Annotated in this window: 10 protein-coding genes and 1 pseudogene; 6 read left to right on the plus strand and 5 right to left on the minus strand. The window is 66.3% G+C overall.

What is annotated here, in order from left to right:
• From FW760_RS15710 to FW760_RS15725, 4 genes are all read right to left on the minus strand, one after another.
• Positions 1 to 285, minus strand: coding sequence for a hypothetical protein (locus FW760_RS15710; protein WP_043861156.1), 285 nt, complete (start codon positions 283 to 285; stop codon positions 1 to 3).
• Positions 285 to 1,646 (minus strand): histidine kinase sensor domain-containing protein, encoded by a 1,362-nt coding sequence (locus FW760_RS15715; protein ID WP_446443863.1) that lies wholly within the window; start codon positions 1,644 to 1,646, stop codon positions 285 to 287. Before FW760_RS15715 ends, FW760_RS15710 begins: the two co-directional genes overlap by 1 nt.
• Positions 1,643 to 2,353, minus strand: coding sequence for a response regulator transcription factor (locus tag FW760_RS15720; RefSeq protein ID WP_104572668.1), 711 nt, complete (start codon positions 2,351 to 2,353; stop codon positions 1,643 to 1,645). Before FW760_RS15720 ends, FW760_RS15715 begins: the two co-directional genes overlap by 4 nt.
• A 106-nt stretch (positions 2,354 to 2,459) precedes the next feature.
• Positions 2,460 to 4,676, minus strand: a complete 2,217-nt coding sequence (locus FW760_RS15725) for a TonB-dependent siderophore receptor (RefSeq protein ID WP_116054935.1) — start codon at positions 4,674 to 4,676, stop codon at positions 2,460 to 2,462.
• Positions 4,677 to 5,333: 657 nt separating this feature from the next.
• Here FW760_RS15725 and FW760_RS15730 point away from each other — a divergent pair.
• The 3 genes and pseudogenes from FW760_RS15730 to FW760_RS15740 form a co-directional block, all read left to right on the plus strand.
• A pseudogene (locus tag FW760_RS15730) lies at positions 5,334 to 6,341 on the plus strand (PDC sensor domain-containing protein); the annotation flags it as partial.
• Positions 6,342 to 6,443: 102 nt separating this feature from the next.
• Positions 6,444 to 7,199 carry a methyl-accepting chemotaxis protein gene (locus FW760_RS15735; protein ID WP_370409154.1) on the plus strand — a complete coding sequence of 252 codons (756 nt, stop codon included), beginning with the start codon at positions 6,444 to 6,446 and terminating at the stop codon, positions 7,197 to 7,199.
• A gap of 198 nt (positions 7,200 to 7,397) precedes the next feature.
• A complete protein-coding gene (locus FW760_RS15740; protein ID WP_446443864.1) occupies positions 7,398 to 8,549 on the plus strand; it encodes a cysteine desulfurase family protein in 1,152 nt (383 codons plus the stop codon).
• A 106-nt stretch (positions 8,550 to 8,655) separates the two neighbouring features.
• Here FW760_RS15740 and FW760_RS15745 read toward each other — a convergent pair whose 3' ends face one another.
• The gene (locus FW760_RS15745; protein WP_043861150.1) at positions 8,656 to 10,035 is read right to left on the minus strand and encodes an amino acid permease; all 1,380 of its coding nucleotides are present in this window, start codon (positions 10,033 to 10,035) and stop codon (positions 8,656 to 8,658) included.
• A 531-nt stretch (positions 10,036 to 10,566) separates the two neighbouring features.
• On the opposite strand from FW760_RS15745, the gene FW760_RS15750 reads away from it, so the two are divergent.
• The 3 genes from FW760_RS15750 to FW760_RS15760 all read left to right on the plus strand — a co-directional run bounded on the left by FW760_RS15750 (position 10,567) and on the right by FW760_RS15760 (position 18,997).
• Entirely contained in the window at positions 10,567 to 10,971 is a 405-nt protein-coding gene (locus tag FW760_RS15750) for a hypothetical protein (RefSeq protein WP_043861149.1), read from the plus strand.
• Positions 10,972 to 11,064: 93 nt separating this feature from the next.
• Positions 11,065 to 17,646 (plus strand): SDR family NAD(P)-dependent oxidoreductase, encoded by a 6,582-nt coding sequence (locus FW760_RS15755; RefSeq protein WP_446443865.1) that lies wholly within the window; start codon positions 11,065 to 11,067, stop codon positions 17,644 to 17,646.
• A gap of 34 nt (positions 17,647 to 17,680) precedes the next feature.
• The gene (locus FW760_RS15760) at positions 17,681 to 18,997 is read left to right on the plus strand and encodes an NAD(P)-binding domain-containing protein (protein WP_229589357.1); all 1,317 of its coding nucleotides are present in this window, start codon (positions 17,681 to 17,683) and stop codon (positions 18,995 to 18,997) included.
• Positions 18,998 to 19,017: the final 20 nt, after the last annotated feature.

The following is a 19,017-nucleotide window of genomic DNA, read 5'->3' on the forward strand; positions in this document are numbered from 1 at the left end:
TCACAGGCTCCACAACTGCGGCCAGAAGCCGACCGCCGCCAACGGCACCGCCAGCGCCGCCGGCCACCACGCACGCAGGGCATCGCGACTGGCGAAGGCCCACAGGAACGCGCAGGTGTAGAACGCAAAGGACGGCAGGCTGGCCACGATCACCGCATCCACCGCAGGCATTGGCAGCACACGGGCCAGAAAAGCCGTGGCCGCATAGCTGAATGCATAGCCGCCCAGCAAGGCGGCCGCCGCGCGCGACACAATCAACAACCAGACCGGTCGGGTGTTGCTCATCAGGTTTCTCCTTGTGCTGCCGCTGGCAGGCGCAGGTTCACGCGCAGGCCCGGCTTGAGGTTCTGTGCCCATACCTGGCCGCCCTGCAACTGCACCCGGCAACGGGCGATCGTCAGGCCCAGGCCGAAGCCGTCGCCGCCCGGGCGTGCGACGTCGAGTCGGGTGAAGGGTTGGAAGATGGTCTCCAGCGCAGCCTCGGCCACGCCGGGGCCCTGGTCGTCGATCCACAGGTGCCAGCAATCGCCATCGCGCCGGCCGCCCAGGCGCACCTGCCCGTTGGCAGGCGAATGGCGGATGGCATTGCGCACGATGTTTTCCATCGCCTGGGCCAGGCCGTTGAGGTGGCCGCGCACCAGGCAGTCTTCGGTGAGCGCCATGGGCAGTTGCCCCTCGCGCCAGCCGGACTCGAAACAGGCGTTCTCGCGTACCACCTCCCACAGGGTCTGCACCTCGACCGTGTCCAGCGCCAGTTGCGGGCGCTCGGTGCCGAGCCACACCAGCTCCAGGGTGTCGTCGACCAGCTGGCGCATGCACTGCACCTCGCGGGTCAGGCGCTCGCGCAACACGTCATCGTCGGGCTCGTTTTCGGCGGCCATGTGCAGGCGCGTCAACGGCGTGCGCAACTCGTGGGACAGGTCGGCGAGCAGGCGCTGCTGCAGCGACACGGTCTTTTCGAGGCGCTCGGCCATGTGGTCGAAGGCCCGCCCCAGATCGCCCAGTTCGTCGCTACGCCGGGAAATCGCCGGGTCGACCCGGGTGTCCAGGCGGTCGGCACGCAGGGCATTGGCCTGGGCGCGCAGGTGCGCCAGCGGGCCGATCAGCACGCGATACAGCAGAAAACCCGCCAGCAGTGCCAACAGCGCCGGCAGCAGCCCGTGGATCAGCAGTTGCACCAGCAGCGGACGCATCGACGGCATGAAGCGCTCGGGCAACTGGATCACCAGCCTGCCGGCCTGGGGCGCCTCGGGGAACGGCACGCTGATCGCCGGCAGCTCGGGGGAGCGCTTGCTCATGGGCCAGTCGAGCTCGCGCATGAACGTCACGTACTTCTGCTGCTCATCGGTCAGCGTCTGGCTGCTCAACGAGCGCAGGTCGCTGCCCAGCACCAGCGCCCAGCCCGGCTCGCGGATCTTCAGGTCGGCCAGCCACCGGTCGACGCCTGGCGTACCGCCGCTGCGCCACGCCGCGTGGGCCTCCACGGCGTAGCCCTTGAGCACCTGGCGCGCCTCCTCGCTCAGGTGATAGCTCCTGCGCTCCAGGTGCGCACCGCCCGAGCGGCTGAACCAGATGATCGACAGGCACAGCACCACCAGAAGCGCGCACAGTTTCCACAGCAGCGAGTGACGTCCGGGCAAGCTCATGCCGGCACCTGTGTCAGCACGTAGCCCTTGCCCCATACCGTGGCCAGGCGGCCGGCATAGCCGATGGCGGCCAGCTTGCGGCGCACATGGCTGACGTGCATGTCCAGCACGCGGTCCTGCTGGGAGAACGGCCTGTGCAGCACCTGCTGGTAGAGGAACGGCTTGCTCAGCACTTCCTCGGGGTGCGCCAGCAGCACTTGCATCAGGCGGTACTCGATGGGGGTGAAGCTGGCCACCGCGGCGCCCAGCTGCATGTCCTGGCGCATGTCCTTGCGCAGCGCCGCCGGCTCGCCCTGCGCGCCTTCCGGCGCGGCCCGCTCATAGGCAACCCGGCGCAGCACCGCATCGATGCGCACGTCCATCTCGTTCATGCTGAACGGCTTGGGCAGGTAGTCGTCGGCGCCCTGGCTGAAGCCGACGATGCGGTCCTGCTCGGCACCCAGTGCCGACATCAGGATCACCGGCACCATGAACCGCTCGCGCAATTCACCCAGCAGTTGCAGGCCGTCGCGACCGGGCAGGAGGATGTCCATGAGGATCAGGTCGAAGGCCGTCCAGGCCTGCAGGTCGGTGCTGTCGTCCACGCCATGACAGACGCTCACATCGAAACCGCGGCGACGCAGGTGCTGTTCCAGATGGGCCGCCAGCAGCGGATCGTCCTCGACGGCCAGAATCTTCGTGGCAGGTTGTGCTGATAGATAACTCACGCTTCACCTTGGGTAGTACGGGTGTAGAGGGCCTGAAAACACAAAAAAGCCGCCCCGGGCCGATCGATGCGCGATCGACCCGGGGCAGCCTGTAGGCAATGGCGGCTCAGAACGAGATGTTCAGTGCCGCGAACAGCGCCCGGCCCGGCTGGTTGTAGGTGTTGGCGCCCGAACTGCTGGCGTTGCCACCCCGGTGGATTTGCTTGTCGAACACGTTGTTCACGCCAAAGCGCACGTCGTAGTTCTTGGTGATCTTGTAGCCGGTGCTCACATCGACCAGGCCGTAGGCTTCGACGTCCTGCTGGGCATCCAGGTCGTAGTTCTGCTGGGTGCGGTAGTTGTAGGTCGGCGACTTCTGCTTGCCGAAATAGGTACCGGCGACCTGGAACGACAGCTTGTCGGTGGCACGCCAGTCCAGGGTGCTGTTGACCGTGTACTTGGGAATCACGCTCAGCGGCTCGCCGGTGTCGCGGTTGTCGTTGTTGAGCATCAGGGTGAGGTTGGTGTTCCAGTCCAGCGACGGGGTCAGCTCGACGAAGAAGTTGCCTTCCACCCCTTCCACCAATGCCTTGCCGGCGTTTTCCCAATGGGTCACGCGGCGACCGCTGTTGATGTCGTAGATCACGTCGGTGCCACCGATGATCTTGTTCTTGTAGTCGTTGCGAAAGTACGTCGCGCTGGTGCGCCAGGTGCCACGGTCGTAGAGCAGGCCGATTTCCTTGTTGACGCTGGTTTCGGGGTCGAGGTTGGGGTTGCCCTGCAGGTAGCAGCCACCGTTGTTGGTCTGCTGGGTGCTGCAACCGTTGCCCCGGCTGTAGAGCAGGTAGTTGGGGTTGGCCTGGTACAGGTTCGGGGTCTTGTAGGCCCGTGCGATACCGCCCTTGACGGTGAGGTCGTCGGTGAGCTTGTGCGCCACGTTCAGGCTCGGGCTGTAGTTGTCGCCGAACTCTTCGTGGTGGTCCAGGCGCAGGCCCGGGGTGATGGTGGTGTCGCCGATCACGATGTTGTCTTCGGCGAACAGGGCGAAGCTCTTGGCCGACATCTTCGAGTCGCTGCGATCGAAGCCTGCGATTTCATTGCCGGCACCACCGCTGGGGTCGAAGCTTTGCGGGCGCAGCGAGCCCTTGTCGTTGAGCACTTCGTACAGGTACTCGCCACCCAGGGTCAGCACATGTTCGCTGCTGTCGAGGCTGAACGGCAGGTTCACTTCGCTGGACAGGCGCGTGTTGCGCAGGCGTGACATGTCGGCACCGGTGTCGTTGATCGAGCCTTCCGGGCCACCGGCCAGGCCTTCGTTGAGGCGCCAGTTGCGCACGTATTCATACGACAGAGACGACTTGGTCGAGCCCCACTGGAAGTCGCCCAGGTGCGTGAGGTCGTAGGTGCTGCGTTGCATCACGTTGGTTTCGTGGCCGTACAGGCTGGAGATGCGCTCCACGTCACCGCCGCCGTTGCTGTTCATGGTGTCGCCGGCGTAGATATTGCCCTGGCGGCTGTAGCCGCTGCCCAGCTCCAGGCGGTGTTCATCGTTCAGGCGCCAGCTGAGCAGGCCGTTGATGTCCTTGTTGCGCACGCCTTCGCGGCCGGCCACCAGCGCGCTGTTGGCGCTCTTGGCGTTGATGTCCAGGTCATCGGCGTCGGTCTTGGCCAGGCCGCCATACACACGGAACGCCAGGTCGTCGGTGAGGCCGCCGCTGAGGCTGAAGTTGGTGCGCTTGCTGGCGCCTTCGGCGTGGTCTTCGGGCAGCGTGGTGAACAGGCTGACGTTGCCCTGCAGCTCCTGGGTGGGGCGCTTGGTGATGATGTTGACCACCCCGCCCATTGCGCCGGAGCCATAGCGTGCAGCAGCCGGGCCGCGCAGGATCTCGATGCGCTCCACCGCCTCGGCCGGTACCCAGTTGGTTTCGCCACGGGTGTCGCGGTCGCCGTTCCAGCCGTAGCGCACTGCGTTGCGGGCGCTGGAGGGCTTGCCGTCGATCAGGATCAGGGTGTTTTCCGGGCCCATGCCGCGCAGGTCGATCTGGCGGTTGTTGCCGCGCGCGCCGCTGGCGCTGTTGCCGGTGAGGTTGACCCCCGGTTCGCGACGGATGATGTCGGACAGGTCGTTGGCGGGCGGGTGACGCTTGATGTCCTCGGCGGTGATGATCGAAGAGCCCAGTGCCTGCTTGGCTTCCTGCTCGGCGGTGACCATGGTGTTCTGGATCACCAGGGTGTTCTCGCCGTTCTGCTCGTCATCGGCCTGGGCCGAGGTGGCAATCAGGGCCGGCGATGACAGCGCGACAAAGGCCCAGGCCAGGCTGTTGTGGGTACTTCTGGACTGCATTTCACGTCTCCGTCACATCAAGCACAAGGGCAGCCTGCACGGCAGGGCTGCCACAAAGAGACGCCAAATATAATGATTCTCAAATGGGTTTAAATCTTATTTACGAAATTTACACATGGTTTCGCCTGGGCTGATAACCGATCTGTCTAATTTAATAAACAAACCATCAGTCATCACCCGCGAAAAAACGGAAACATCGGCAATTTTTCGTTTTATCTGCGAACACCCCGCCTCAAAGTGGAAATATTAATTGACACTTGTCTGTCAATTTTCTTATGGTCCGTGCCTCCTGTATGCCATCACTGCGCCACCCCTGCCGAGCACCGCCCAACGATGCCCACCCGCGATCCAGAGCGGGCCGTTGCTGCTCGACACCGTGAAATCAAGGACCTGATCATGTTGCTGCGTCGCCTGCGAATTCAATGGAAGATCACCTTGCTGGCGGGCCTGTGCCTGCTGGCCGTCGTGGTGGTGCTGATGGTGGCGACACGGGTGCAGTCCTCGCGCAGCGCCACGCTGGTGAGCAGCGCCAGCACCCAGATGCTCGACCAGAACGCGCGCCTGCGCCTGCACACCTACGCGCAGCTGCAGGCGGCGCAGATCCAGCGCTACTTCCAGAGCGCCTACCTGTACGGCAACGGTTTTGCAGACCTGGTGATGTACCTGCGCGCCCAGGGCAATGGCGACCTGCGCCAGGCCCTGACCCGCGAAACCGAACGGGCGCTGGGCAACAACCCCGAACTGCTCGGGCTGTACCTGGTGTTCCTGCCCGATGCGCTGGACGGCAAGGACGCGGCCTTCGTCAACCAGGCCGGCGCGGGCAGCAACGAGGCCGGACGGTTCTCGTTGTACTGGTCGCAGCCCAGCCCCGGCACCCTGGAGCGCGAGGCGATGCCTGAATCGATGCTCGCCGACACCAGCGTGTCGGCCAATGGCTCGGTCTCCAACCGCTGGCTGACCTGCACCCTGGAGAGCGGTGACACCTGCATGGTGGAGCCCTACTTCGACACCGTGGGCGACCGCACCCCGCTGACCACCAGCATCTCCATCCCGCTCAAGCACAACGGCAAGCTGATCGGCGTGCTGGGTGTGGACATCAGCCTGGACAACCTGCAGCTGCTGAGCCTGGAGGGACGCAAGGACCTGTTCGACGGCAACGGGCAGGTGAGCATCGTCAGCGCGACCGGCCTGCTGGCCGGCCACAGCGAGGACAGCGGCCAGTTGAGCAAGCACTTCGAGCAGGTGTTCGGCACCGACTCCAGGGCCCTGGCCGAACAGATGCGCGCCGGCAAGGCGGCCGAATTCAACGACAACGGCCTGCTGCAGGTGAGCCAGTCGTTCGCCCCGGTGCCCGGTGCCCAGCCGTGGAGCGTGCTGCTGGAGGTGCCCGAGCAGGTGCTGCGTGCGCCGGCCGTGGCACTCAACAATCGCCTGGACACCTACAATGCCAGCGCCAACCTCAGCAGCCTGTTGATGGCACTGGTGGCCGCGGTGGTGGGGTTGCTGGTGATCTGGCTGACCGCGCGCGGCGTGACCCGCCCGATTCTGGACGTGGCGGCGATGCTCAAGGACATCGCCAGTGGCGAGGGCGACCTGACCCGGCGCCTGGAGTATGCGGGCAAGGACGAGCTGGGTGAGCTGGCGGGCTGGTTCAACCGGTTTCTCGACAAGCTGCAGCCGGTGATTGCCGACGTGAAGGCCTCGGTGCACGACGCACGCGGCACCGCCGACCAGTCGGCGGCACTGGCCAGCCAGACCAGCGCCGGCATGCATCAGCAGTACCGCGAGGTGGACCAGGTGGCGACGGCGTCGCACGAGATGAGCGCGACTGCGCAGGATGTGGCGCGCAACGCCGCGCAGGCCGCCGAGGCTGCGCGCGGCGCCGACCATGCCAGCCGCGAAGGCCTGGAGCTTATTGGCGACACCACCCGCGCCATCGAACAACTGGCCGGCGAGATGACCACCAGCATGCAGGAGGTGGAACACCTGGCCACGCGCAGCGAGCAGATCGGCTCGGTGCTGGACGTGATCCGTTCGATTGCCGGGCAGACCAACCTGCTGGCATTGAATGCCGCCATCGAGGCAGCGCGGGCGGGGGAAGCCGGGCGCGGCTTTGCGGTGGTGGCCGATGAAGTGCGCAACCTGGCCAAGCGCACCCAGGACTCGGTGGACGAGATTCGCGTCGATATAGAAGGGTTGCAGCAAGGCACCCGCGAGGTGGTGGAGGCCATGCACAACAGCCACCGCCAGGCGCAGGACAGCGCGGCGCGTGTGGAGCAGGCATTGCCGGCCCTGCAGCGCATTGGCGATGCGGTGGCGGTGATCACCGACATGAACCTGCAGATCGCTTCGGCGGCGGAGGAACAGAGTGCCGTGGCCGAGGAAGTGAACCGCAACGTGGCGAGCATTCGCGACGTGACCGAATCGTTGTCCGGGCAAGCCGAGGAATCGGCGCAGATCAGCCAGACACTCAACCGGCTGGCCAATCATCAGCAGGGGCTGATGGCGATGTTCAGGGTGTGATGCGGTTGGCGAGGCGCAACGGTTTAGGCATGAATACGGTCGGCGGCGCGCCATAACGAAAAAAATACTAACCCTTTGGATTCAAATAGAAGATTTTTTCTAAAAACACCAAACAAACCGAACAACAGTCAAAAATTTTCTCCGTCATCGTCGGTAGGCTACCTACCTGCCCTTCACGTGCACAAAAAGACGATGACCATGCCAGAACTACCGCTGTACCTCGACTACGCCGCCACTACTCCGGTCGATGACCGGGTGATCGAAGCCATGCTGGCCTGCCTCGGCCGCCAGGGCAATTTCGGCAACCCCGCCTCCACTGGCCACGGCTATGGCCAGGCCGCCCGACAGGCCGTGGACCACGCGCGCCAGCAAGTGGCCGACCGGGTTGGCGCTACCGCACTCGCCCTTGTATGGACCTCGGGCGCCACCGAGTCCAACAACCTGGCCCTCAAAGGCATTGCCCAGGGCCAGCCTGGGCGCCGTCACCTGATCACCAGTTGCCTGGAGCACAAGGCGGTGATCGACACCGCCCATGAACTGGAGCGCCAGGGCCACACGGTCACCTGGCTCAAGCCCGATGCACAGGGGCTGATCCAGCCCGAGGCCGTGCAGGCGGCCTTGCGCGAGGACACCGCACTGGTGTCGTTGATGTGGGTGAACAACGAACTCGGCACCCTCACCGACATCGCCCGCATCGGCGACATCGTGCGCGAACACGGCGCACTGCTGCACGTGGACGCGGCGCAGGCGGTGGGCAAGGTGGCCATCGACCTGGGCACGCTGGCGGTCGACCTGATGTCGTTTTCGGCGCACAAGGTCTATGGGCCCAAAGGCATCGGTGCGCTCTACGTCGGCCCGCGTGCGCGCCCCGTGCTGCAGGCGCAGATGCATGGCGGCGGGCACGAGGGCGGTATGCGCTCGGGTACGCTGGCCACGCATCAGATTGTGGGCATGGGCGCGGCGTTCGAGCTGGCGGGCGTGCAAGGTGATGCGCAAAGCATGCGCATCGAGCAACTGAGCCAGCGCCTGCGTGAAGGCTTGCTGGCCCTGCCGGGCGTGACCCTGAATGGGTGCGCTCAGCAGCGTGTCCCGCACACCTTGAACCTGTGCATCAGCCGCAGCGGGTTCAACAGCGCGCAGGTGGCCGGCAGCCTGGCGCTGTCGTCGACCTCCGCGTGCAGCTCGGCCACCCAGGCCCCTTCGCATGTGCTGCTGGCACTGGGGCTGGATGCCGGCCAGGCGCTGAGCAGTGTGCGGGTAAGCGTGGGGCGGTATACCGAGATGGCGGATGTGGAGCGGGCGATCGAGGTGTTCAGGGCTGCGCTGCAGGCGCCGGCAGGGTTCTGGTAAAGCGGCCTGCAGGAGCCGGCCTTGCCGGCGATGGTGCGTATAGCACCCCTGGCCCGGCATGGCCGGGCATCGCCAGCAAGGCTGGCTCCTACACCCTTGCCACGGCTTACTCGGCTTGCACGTAAGCCGCCGGTTTGTCGGCCACCCGGTTGCGCTTCACGAAATAGGCCACCACCACCAGCACCGTGGTGGCCGCGATGAACCACAGTTGCAGGCGCGATGCCGGGTCGATGGCCTGGCTGCCGATCACGGCGAGCAGCGCAAGCAGTGCCACGACGTTGGCATAAGGGAAGAACCAGGCGCGGAAGGCCTTGGGGTCGACCGGTTCGTGACGGGTTTTCAGGCGCATGGCCAGGTGGGCAATGATGATGAAGATCCACACGATCATCACGAAGGTGCCGCTGCTCTTGGCCAGGGTCATGAACAGGTCGCCGCCGCTGAGAAAGTGCACGGTCAGAATCGTCAGGCAGATGCACAGGCTGAGCAGCAAGGCATTGAGCGGCACGCCCTTGGCCGTGGTGTGCGAGAACAGCTTGGGCGCATGCCCACGCTGGCTCAGGGAGAACAGCATGCGCGAGTTGGAGAACATGAACGAGTTCATCACCGACATGAACGAAACGAACAGCACGATCTTCATCGCCACCGCCGCGCCACCGAACCCGGCCAGGGTGAACAGCGACACATAGGGCGACGCCAGGTTGGCCTTGTCGGTCCACGGCAGGCACAGGATCAGGATCGACACCGAGCCCACGTAGAACAGCATCACGCGCAGAATCACGCTCTTGATCGCGCGGATCACGTTGCGGCGCGGGTTCTCGGACTCGCCAGCCGCCACGGCGGCGATTTCACTGCCGCCCAGCGAGAAGATCACCACGATCACCCCCGCCATCACCGGCGACAGGCCATTGGGCATGAAGCCGTCGTGCGCGGTCAGGTTCACCAGGCCAGGGGACGGGATGTCGCTGTGCAGGCCGAGCAGTATCGACACGCCCAGCAGCATGAAGATGAGGATGGTGGCGACCTTCAGCGCGGCCAGCCAGTACTCCACTTCGGCGAACGACTTCACCGAGTAGGCGTTGCTCGCCATCAGGGTCACCAGCATGATGAACGCGCCCGCCCAGATCGGCAGCCAGGGCAGAAAATCATGCAGGATGGCGCCCAGCAGCACGGCCTCCAGGGTGATCGTCATCATCGACTTGAACCAGTACAGCCAGCCGACGGTAAAGCCGGCCCACTCGCCCAGGTACATGTTGGCGTAGGTGGAGAACGACCCCGCATCGGGGGTGCGGCAGGCCATCTCGCCAAGCATGAACATCACCAGGGTGACCACGATGCCGCCGATGAAATACGACAGGATCGCGGCGGGGCCGGCCGACGCGATCAGCGAGCCGGAGCCCATGAAAAGCCCAGCCCCGATCACGCCCCCCAGCGCGATCATGGTGATGTGACGTTGCTTCAGGCTCTGCTTGAGACTGTTGGATTGCATTTCCTTTACCTCTCTTATTATTGGGAGAAGACGGCAACGTTCTGCAGCGAGATGACGCGTCACGCTTGCAGAAGGCCGCTCCTCACGCAGGCATCGTCATGTGCCTGCGCCGCACGCTTCAGCCTTTTTCAGGCAATGGCTATCAGGGTGGCACCTTGGACGGCAAGGCCGGCTACCTCAAGCGATTTCTGCGCACAACATCCTGCATTTTTTTCCTGAGGGGCTGCAGCGGGTTTGTGGTAGGCGGCGAGCGAGTGGGCCCTGACGGTCATGTGCCGGCAGGGCTCGCAACTATCGGATAAATAAAACTTTATTCACCCGGTTATTACTTGATAACTTCACCTGCCGTGAAGCGGTTGATAACGTTTTAAGTCTCGCGCCCTAAGTAGTACGACTCTCGACCCGGCTCCCCTTCTTTGGTATTCCCCCACCGCGGCTTGCTTGACACACAAGTACCGCCCTCGCAATGCTTGCCCCCAGCAAAACCCCACGATGAATAACAACAATAACAATTGAACAAGGAGTTCGCCGATGCTTGGCTACTATGCGCAATACAGTAGTGTGTACATCACCACCCTGATGATCGTGACCACGCTGTTCTTCGCCCTGCCGATCTTCATTGCGCCACTCACCTGGGCGCGCCTGATGCAATGGACCATCCCGGAACATACCCACCTGGCCATCTATTTCGGCCGCTGCCTGGGCGCGTTCATTCTGGTGGTTGAAGTGGCCATGTTGCGCTCGGCCACCACCGGCACCAGTTTCAGTTATGCCTTCGACATACTCTTCGTGGTATTCACCCTGATGTTTGTGGTGCATGTCTATGGCGCGATAAAACGTATTCAGCCTATTACCGAAACACTGGAAATCGGCTTCTGGATGATTCTGTTCGTATTGAACATGCTGTTCTACCCCACCACCAGCATTACCCTTTAATACCTGACCCAGCCACTTGAAGGCTGACGCCACCGCGGCGTCGGCCTCTGTGTGCCTGCCCGTCGCCTGTCAACTTTTATTCAGGAATTGAAGATGCTCGATACCGAGGAAGCCCGTTCGCACGCCGCCTTGATGGATCTGGTGCGTCAACTGCTGGAGCAGGCGACCGGTGTCGAGGCCCACACCCTGTACAACGATGCGCCCTTCCACGAGATCGGCCTCACGTCGCTGGCCATCCTGAATTTCAACGAGCTGATCCAGCCCCTCTTCGCCGACCTGAACAAGACCCTGCTGTTCGACTGCCGCTGCATCCGCGACGTTGCCACGCACCTGCTGCGCGAGCATCCGCAGGCCAGCGCCAGCTACCTGCAGGGCCGCCCGCCCAGCCCGCCCCCACCAGCCGCAGGCGTCGAGGCCTGGCCCTCGATTGCCCCTCTGGCGCCGTGCAACGAGGAGCCCGCTGGCGATATCGCCATTGTCGGCCTGCATGGCCGCTTCCCCGGTGCCGACGACCTGGATGCGCTGTGGCGCAACCTGCTGGCGGGTGTCGACTCGGTGAGCGAGATACCCGCCGAGCGCTGGCCGCTGGACGGTTTTTTCGCCGCGGGCACCGACGCCCGCAGCAGCGGCCTGAGCTATGCCAAATGGGGCGGTTTTCTACCCGATATCGATCGGTTCGATGCGCAGTTCTTCGCCATCGCCCCGCGTGAAGCCGCCTGCCTCGACCCGCAGGAGCGGCTGTTTCTCGAATGCGCCTGGCATGCCCTGGAAGACAGCGGCCACCTGGGCGAGCGCGGCCAGTTGCTGCGCGGCGCCCAGGGTGCGCTGGATGTCGGCGTGTTCGTCGGGATCACCAGCAACACCTACCCCCTGCTCGGCCCTGCCCTGTGGCAGGCCGGGCAACCGGCGATCCCCAGTGGCCTGCCGTGGTCGGTGGCCAACCGGGTGTCGTTCGCCCTGGACTTGTGCGGGCCGAGCCTGGCCATCGACACCGCCTGCTCGTCATCGCTCACGGCATTGCACAGCGCCATCGACAGCCTGCGCAAGGGCGAGTGCCGGGCAGCGCTGGTAGGTGCGGTCAACCTCTACACCCACCCCGCCAAGTACGTGCAGTTGTGCCAGCAGCACATGCTCTCGCCCACCGGACGTTGCCATGCGTTCGGCAGCGAGGCGGACGGCTTCGTGCCCGGTGAAGGGGTTGCGGCCGTGGTGCTCAAGCCGCTCGAGGTGGCCCGGCGCGACGGCGACCGGATACTGGCAGTGATCAAGGGCAGTGCGATCAACCACAGCGGGCGCACCAACGGCTACACCGTGCCCAGCGCCGGTGCCCAGGCCGCGCTGATCGAGCGGGCGCTGGCCGATGCCAGGGTACCGGCCGCCAGCATCAGCTACATCGAAGCCCACGGCACCGGCACGCGCCTGGGCGACCCCATCGAGTTGCAAGGGCTCAGGCAGGCACTGGGCGGGCAACACTCGGCGACCTGCCATGTCGGCTCGATCAAGGCCAATTTCGGCCACCTGGAAGCGGCCGCCGGCATGGCCGGGCTGAGCAAGGTGGTGCTCCAGTTGCAGCACCGGCGCCTGGCGCCGTCGCTGCATGCCAGGGTGCTGAACCCCGACGCCGGGCTCGAGCACAGCCACCTGCAGATCGTGCGTGACACGCGCGATTGGACCAGCGACAACGGCCCGCGCCGCGCCGGCATCAGCTCGTTCGGCGCTGGCGGCGCCAATGCCCATGTGATTGTCGAACAGGCCCCCGAACCCACACCGTCGAGCGCCAGCACGGGCCCGGCGGTGTACCCGCTGTCGGCGCGCAGCCAAGCGCAAGTGCAAGAACAGGCCGCCGCCCTGCTGGCCTGGTTGCAACGCCACCCCGACGCATCGGCCAACCAGCTCGCCTACACCCTGCAATGCTGCCGCCCGGCGTTCGACCATCGCTTCGCGCTGGTAGCTGCCGACTTGACGCAGTTGCAGGCTGGCCTGGAGCGCTTCGTGCAATCGATGCCGGGGGGCTATCAGGGCCGGCTGCTGCACGGCACAGCAACGCGCGAGCTGAGCGCCAGCGCCCCCGATGAACTGGCAGCGGCCTGGGTAGACGGCACGCTCGCCCGCTGGGGCCGCTTCTGGCCGCAGCCGCCCAGCCCACTGGCCGCGCCGCTCTACCCCTTTTCCAGGGACCGCTACTGGGTGCCGCGTGTGGCGTCGGCCGCGCCCCACGCCAGCACCCAGCTGCACCTGGATGCCGGCCAGTTCTTTCTGCGCGACCATGTGGTGCAGGGCCAGCCGGTGCTGCCCGCCGCCGCCTACATCGACTTGTGCTGCAACCAGGCGCGCCGCCACGGCCTGGACCTGCCGCTGACCCTGCACAAGCTGACCTGGGCCAGCCCGATCCGCGTCGAGCCCGGCCAGCAGCGCAGCATCGAATGCCGCAGCGAACGCACCCACGACGGTGTGCGCCTGGCGTTCCAGCCGCTGCCGGCCAGTGACCCCACCCCCAGTTTTCGTGGCGAGTGCCGCGCCGTGCAGGTGCCCGCCGACAGCCTGCCAAGCCTGGCGCAGGTGCGCAGCGAGTGCACCCGACCGCTGGCCCTCGACGCGCTGTACCCCACCCTCGAGCGCCTGGGCATCGCCTACGGCCCCACCCTGCGCTGCATTGCCGGCGCGTGGCTGGGCGAGCAACAGGCGCTTACCGAACTGCACTGGCGCCCCGAGCAGCGCCAGGGCGAACCGCTGAGCACGCTGGACCCGGCGTTGCTCGATGCGGTGCTGCAAAGCGCCTTCGTCACCGCCGCCCAGGGCAATGCACAGATCGACACCACCTTCGTGCCCTACGCCTGCCAGGCCCTGCACGGCTACCGGCCCTTGACCGAGCGCTGCTTCGTGCACGTGCGCCCGCGTGCTGCCCAGGGCAGCCAGATGCGCCTGTACGACTTCCGGGTGTTCGATGCAGACGGCCAGGTGCTGATGGACATCGAGGCCTTTGCCTTTCGCGAGTACCGCGTCGACCCCGAGCATGCCGTGCACCTGCTCGAACCCTACTGGCAGCACCAGCCCGCCGCCCCGGCCGCGCCCGGGCCGATGCCCACCACACTGCTGCTGTGCGACGACCCGCAAGCCTTCGCCCAGTTACCCGCGCAACTGCGTGACGCCGCCTGGCGACTGGTACCCGCGCAGCAGTTCCACTACACCTCACCACGCACCGTCGAGGCCGACCTGGGCGATGCGCGCCACATCGACCTGTTGCTGCGCCTGCTGACCAGCCAGCAGCAGGTACCCGCACGCCTGCTGATCGACCTGCGCAGCACCGGCAGCCAGGACGCCGGCCTGGGCGAAGGGCTGGACGCCGCCCTGGCTACCGCAGACCTGCTGCGCCACCTGTGCCAGGGCCAGAGCACCCCCGCGTTGCATACCCGGATCGTGCTGCACCCCGGCCCTGTCAGTGCCCTTGAAGGGCTGCTGCGCTCGGTGGTGCAGGAGATCCCCAGCCTGAGCGCCAGCCTGATCGAAACCAGCCACCAGCCCGGCAGCGCAGAGCGTGAAGCGCTGGCGCACGAACTGCTTGCGGCTGAGCAGCCCGGTGTCAACCGGGTATCGCTGTGCGAAGGGCAACGCCACGTGGCGAGCCTGCGCTTTGTCACCCCGGGTGCCGGCACAGCGCCGGCGCAACTGAGCGCCGGCGATGTGCTGGTGATCAGCGGCGGGCTGGGGGCCGTCGGCCGTGCACTGGGTGAAGCGCTGGCGAGCCTCGGTGGCCTGCGCCTGGCCGTGCTGGGCCGTCGCGCCCTCGATGCAGACGCTGCCCGATGGCTGCAGCGCCTCACGCACCTGGGCGCCGACGATGCCGCCTACTGGCAGGCCGACTGCGCCGATGCCGACTCGTTGCACACTGCCCTGGCCAGCATTCGCCAGCGCTACGGCGCCTGCCACGGGGTGATTCACTGTGCCGGGGTTCTGCAGGACGGGTTCTTCCTGCGGCAACCTGCCCAGGAGCGCGCCAGCGTACTCCAGGGCAAGACCCTGGCCGCCCGCCATCTGGATGCAGCCACCGCCGATGACCCGCTGAAACTGTTCATGGTGTGCTCGTCGCTGGCCGGGGTGTACGGCAATGTCGGGCAGAGCGCCTACGCGCTGGCCAACGCCTGGCTCGACCGCTTCGTGCAGGCCCGCCAGCAGCGCTGTGCCAGCGGCCAGCGCCAGGGCCGCTCGCTGTCGATTGCCTGGCCACTGTGGCAGACCGACAACGGCATGCAGGCCCCGGCGCCGGTGCGCCAATGGCTGGCTCGCCATGGCCTGGCCCTGTTGCCGAGCGATCAGGGGGTGGCCACGTTCCTGCGCTGCCTCGCCTTGGCGCAAGCGGTGTTGATCCCGGTGTGCGGCAAGCGCGACGCGGTTGCGCGGTTGTTCGGCATCGAGGCGCCGCCTGCGACGCCTGTGCAGGTCGCGCCGCAGGCGGCCAGCGACGCGCCCTGCCTGCTCGACTACCTCACCCGTCAACTGGCCGAGGTGACGGCCACACCGCTGGACAAGGTCGACCCCGACACCTCGCTGGAGGTATTCGGCCTGGACTCGATCCTGGTGATGGAACTCAACGGCCGGCTGGAACAGCACTTCCCCACCCTGTCGAAGACCGTGCTGTTCGAAGTGCGCAGCCTGCGCGAGCTGGCCGCCCTGCTCGGCAACGAGCACCCGGCCGAAGTCGCCCGGCTGGCACCGGGCCCCGTGGTGGTCGAGCCGCCAGCACCCGCGCTGTCGGTGGTCACGCAGGGCACTGCCGACACCCAACGCCAGGACATCGCGATCATCGGCCTGGCCGGGCGCTACCCCGGCGCACGCGATGCCCAGGCGCTGTGGCAGCACCTGGCGGCCGGCGATGACCTGATCAGCGAAGTGACCTCGCGCTGGGAGCAACCGGGCGGCGACGACCAGCTGTATGCGCGCTGGGGCGGCCTGGTGGATGATTTCGACTGCTTCGACCCGCTGTTCTTCGGCATCTCGCCGCGCGACGCCGAGCGCATGGACCCGCAGGAGCGCCTGTTTCTGCAAACCGCCTGGCATGCCGTGGAAGACGCCGGCTACACCCCGCAGAGCCTGTGCGGGCCGCGCCAGCCGGGCGTGGAGCGACGCCGCGTGGGGGTGGTCGCGGGGGTGATGTACGGCGAGTACCAGTTCTATGGTGCGTCGAGCTGGCCCGCACGGCCGGCGACCCTGACCAACTCCTCGTATGCCTCGATCGCCAACCGCGTGTCGTTCTGCCTGGACCTGGAAGGCCCCTCGTTCGCCGTCGACAGCATGTGTTCGTCGTCGCTCACCAGCCTGCACCTGGCCTGCGACCTGATTCGCAGCGGCAGTTGCGAGCTGGCCCTGGCCGGCGGGGTGAACCTGTCGCTGCACCCGTACAAGTACCGCATGCTGTGCGAGCTGAACTTCGCCTCCACCCAGGGCCAGTGCCGCAGCTTCGGCGCCGGCGGCGACGGCTACGTGCCGGGTGAAGGCGTGGGCGTGGTGCTGCTCAAGCCCCTGGCCCAGGCCCTGCGCGACGGCGACCACGTGTACGGGGTGATCCGTGGCAGCGAACTCAACCATGGCGGGCGCACCTCGGGCTATACCGTGCCCAACGCCGAATCGCAGGCCCAGGTGATCGGCCGCGCCCTGCAGCGCTCGGGCCTGCCCGCCGCCAGGCTGGGCTATATCGAGGCCCACGGCACAGGCACCAGCCTGGGCGACCCGATCGAGATCCGTGGCCTGGGCAAGGCCCTGGCCGCCCAGGTACCCAGCGAGTGGCGCTGCCCCATCGGCTCGATCAAGGCCAATATCGGCCACCTGGAATCGGCCGCCGGCATGGCCGCGTTGACCAAGGTGCTGCTGCAGTTCAAGCACCGGCAACTGGCGCCGTCCATCCATGCCCAGCCGCTGAACCCGAACATCGATTTCAGCAACACGCCCTTCGTGGTGCAGCAGCGCCTGGCCGACTGGCCGGACCCTGCAGATGGCCTGCCACGGGTGGCCGCCATCAGTTCGTTCGGGGCCGGCGGCGCCAATGCCCATGTGCTGATCGAGGACGCCCCGCTGCAAGCGCCACCCGCGCCCACCGGCCCCCAGGCCTTTGTATTCAGCGCGCACAGCGCCGGGCAACTGCGCAGCTACCTGCAGCGCTTTGTCGACTGCCTGGAGCATGAACACGCCCTGGCACCGCAGCACCCCGAGCACTACCTGGGCCTGCGCTGCTTCACCACGCGGGACGTCGCCAGCACCCTGCTGCACGGGCGCCAGGCGTTCGAGCAAGCACGGTTGGCCGTGGTGGCCGACGACTTCGACGCGCTGCGCCGGCAGTTGAGCGAATGGTTGATGAACCCGCCGGGCGACGACGCACGGGTGCTGCTCAGTGGCCCGGCTTCTGCGCCCGAGTGTGCGGCCCAAGCCCGCACCTGGCTCGATGCGCACCTGCCCGCGACGCCGCCAGCGGCGACCCAGGCGTGGCGAAAGGTGCCGCTGCCCGGCTATGAATTCTTGCGTCGTCGCTACTGGATCAGTACGCCGCCCACGGTGAGCAGCCCACCGCTGCCGGCGCCACCGCACGCTGCGCCCGCGGTGACGCCACAAGACATTCTCGACCGCCTGGCCCGTCGGGAAATCAGCCAGCAACAGGCCCGCGACCTGCTGCGCTCGATGCTCTGAATTCGCCTGTTTCCACCTTCAAGGGAGTGATGCAATGCAGCAGCCGACTATCGCCATCATCGGCGCCGGGGCCAGTGGCCTGGGCGTGGCAAAGGCCCTCGGCGAAGTGGGCCTGGCCTTCGAGATCATCGAGGCCACCGCGCGTTTCGGCGGCAACTGGCAGCCCGACGGCCCGGCCTCGAAAATGTATGAAGCGGTGCACCTGATCAGCTCCAAGCGCAACACCCAGTTCGCCGACTTCCCGATGCCCGAGCACTACCCGGACTACCCGCGGCACACCCAGGTGTTCGACTACCTGACGCAACTGGCCGAGCATTGCCAGCTGCAGCAGCACACCCGCTTCAACACCCGCGTCACCCACATGGACAAGACCGCCGACGGCTGGCTGCTGAGCTTCGACGACGGGCGCCAGGCCCGCTACGAGGCGGTGGTGGTATGCAACGGCCTGCTCGGCACGCCCAAGGTTCCGCAGTACCCCGGCACCTTCAGCGGGCAGGCCCTGCATGCCAGCGCGTACCGCAGCTCGGCACAGTTTCGCGGCAAGCGCGTGCTGGTGGTGGGTGGCGGCAACTCCGGTTGCGACATTGCCGTGGACGCCGCGCAAACCGCCAGCCTGGCGCTGCACTCGACCCGGCGCGGCTACCACTACATGCCCAAGTTCATCGATGGCCAGCCGACCCAGGAATGGCTGATGGACCAGGCGCCGAAATTTGCCGACGAGGACGAATACTGGGCGCACGTGGAGCGCAGCTTCAAGTTCGCCGGCTACGACGGGCGCGACTATGGCCTGCCCGCACCGGACCACCGCATTCGCGAATGCCACCCCATTCTCAACTCGCAGATTCTCTACTACATCGGCCATGGCGATGTGCAGGCCAAGCCCGACATCAGCCATTTCGACGGCCAGCAGGTGCACTTTTGCGACGCCAGCGTGGCCACCATCGACCTGATCGTATGGGCCACCGGCTACGGCATCGACCTGCCGTTTCTGCCGCTGCAGACCTTCGACTGGCAGCGCGATTTCGACTCGCTGTTTTTGCGCATGCTGCCGGCCGAGCACGACGACCTGGTGTTCGTCGGCTACCTCAACACGCCGTCGGGCATCGGCAACCTGGCCAACATGACCGGGCGCTTCGTGGCCGCCTACCTGCAGGCCCGTGCCTTGCGCAGCCCGGCCTGGCACACCGTGCAGCAGATCAAGCGTCAGCCGCAGCTGCTCGACCTGGGCCAGCAGCGCTTCATGCAGACCCAGCGCCACGCCCACGAAGTGGACCTGTGGAAGTTCATCCGGGCCGTGAACTTTCTGACCGCGCGGCTGCAGCCCTCGCCACCCTTGGCGCGTAGCGCCTGACCATCGACGACACGCCGGGG

The sequence above is a fragment of the Pseudomonas sp. 1176_21 genome, from assembly GCF_052850635.1.

What these genes read in the sequence shown, in the direction of transcription:
- FW760_RS15710 (WP_043861156.1), bottom strand. Translation starts at nt 285, where the DNA reads ATGAGCAACACCCGACCGGTCTGGTTGTTGATTGTGTCGCGCGCGGCG.
- FW760_RS15735 (WP_370409154.1), top strand. Translation starts at nt 6,444, where the DNA reads ATGCATCAGCAGTACCGCGAGGTGGACCAGGTGGCGACGGCGTCGCAC.
- FW760_RS15760 (WP_229589357.1), top strand. Translation starts at nt 17,681, where the DNA reads ATGCAGCAGCCGACTATCGCCATCATCGGCGCCGGGGCCAGTGGCCTG.
- FW760_RS15740 (WP_446443864.1), top strand. Translation starts at nt 7,398, where the DNA reads ATGCCAGAACTACCGCTGTACCTCGACTACGCCGCCACTACTCCGGTC.
- FW760_RS15755 (WP_446443865.1), top strand. Translation starts at nt 11,065, where the DNA reads ATGCTCGATACCGAGGAAGCCCGTTCGCACGCCGCCTTGATGGATCTG.
- FW760_RS15715 (WP_446443863.1), bottom strand. Translation starts at nt 1,646, where the DNA reads ATGAGCTTGCCCGGACGTCACTCGCTGCTGTGGAAACTGTGCGCGCTT.
- FW760_RS15750 (WP_043861149.1), top strand. Translation starts at nt 10,567, where the DNA reads ATGCTTGGCTACTATGCGCAATACAGTAGTGTGTACATCACCACCCTG.
- FW760_RS15745 (WP_043861150.1), bottom strand. Translation starts at nt 10,035, where the DNA reads ATGCAATCCAACAGTCTCAAGCAGAGCCTGAAGCAACGTCACATCACC.
- FW760_RS15725 (WP_116054935.1), bottom strand. Translation starts at nt 4,676, where the DNA reads ATGCAGTCCAGAAGTACCCACAACAGCCTGGCCTGGGCCTTTGTCGCG.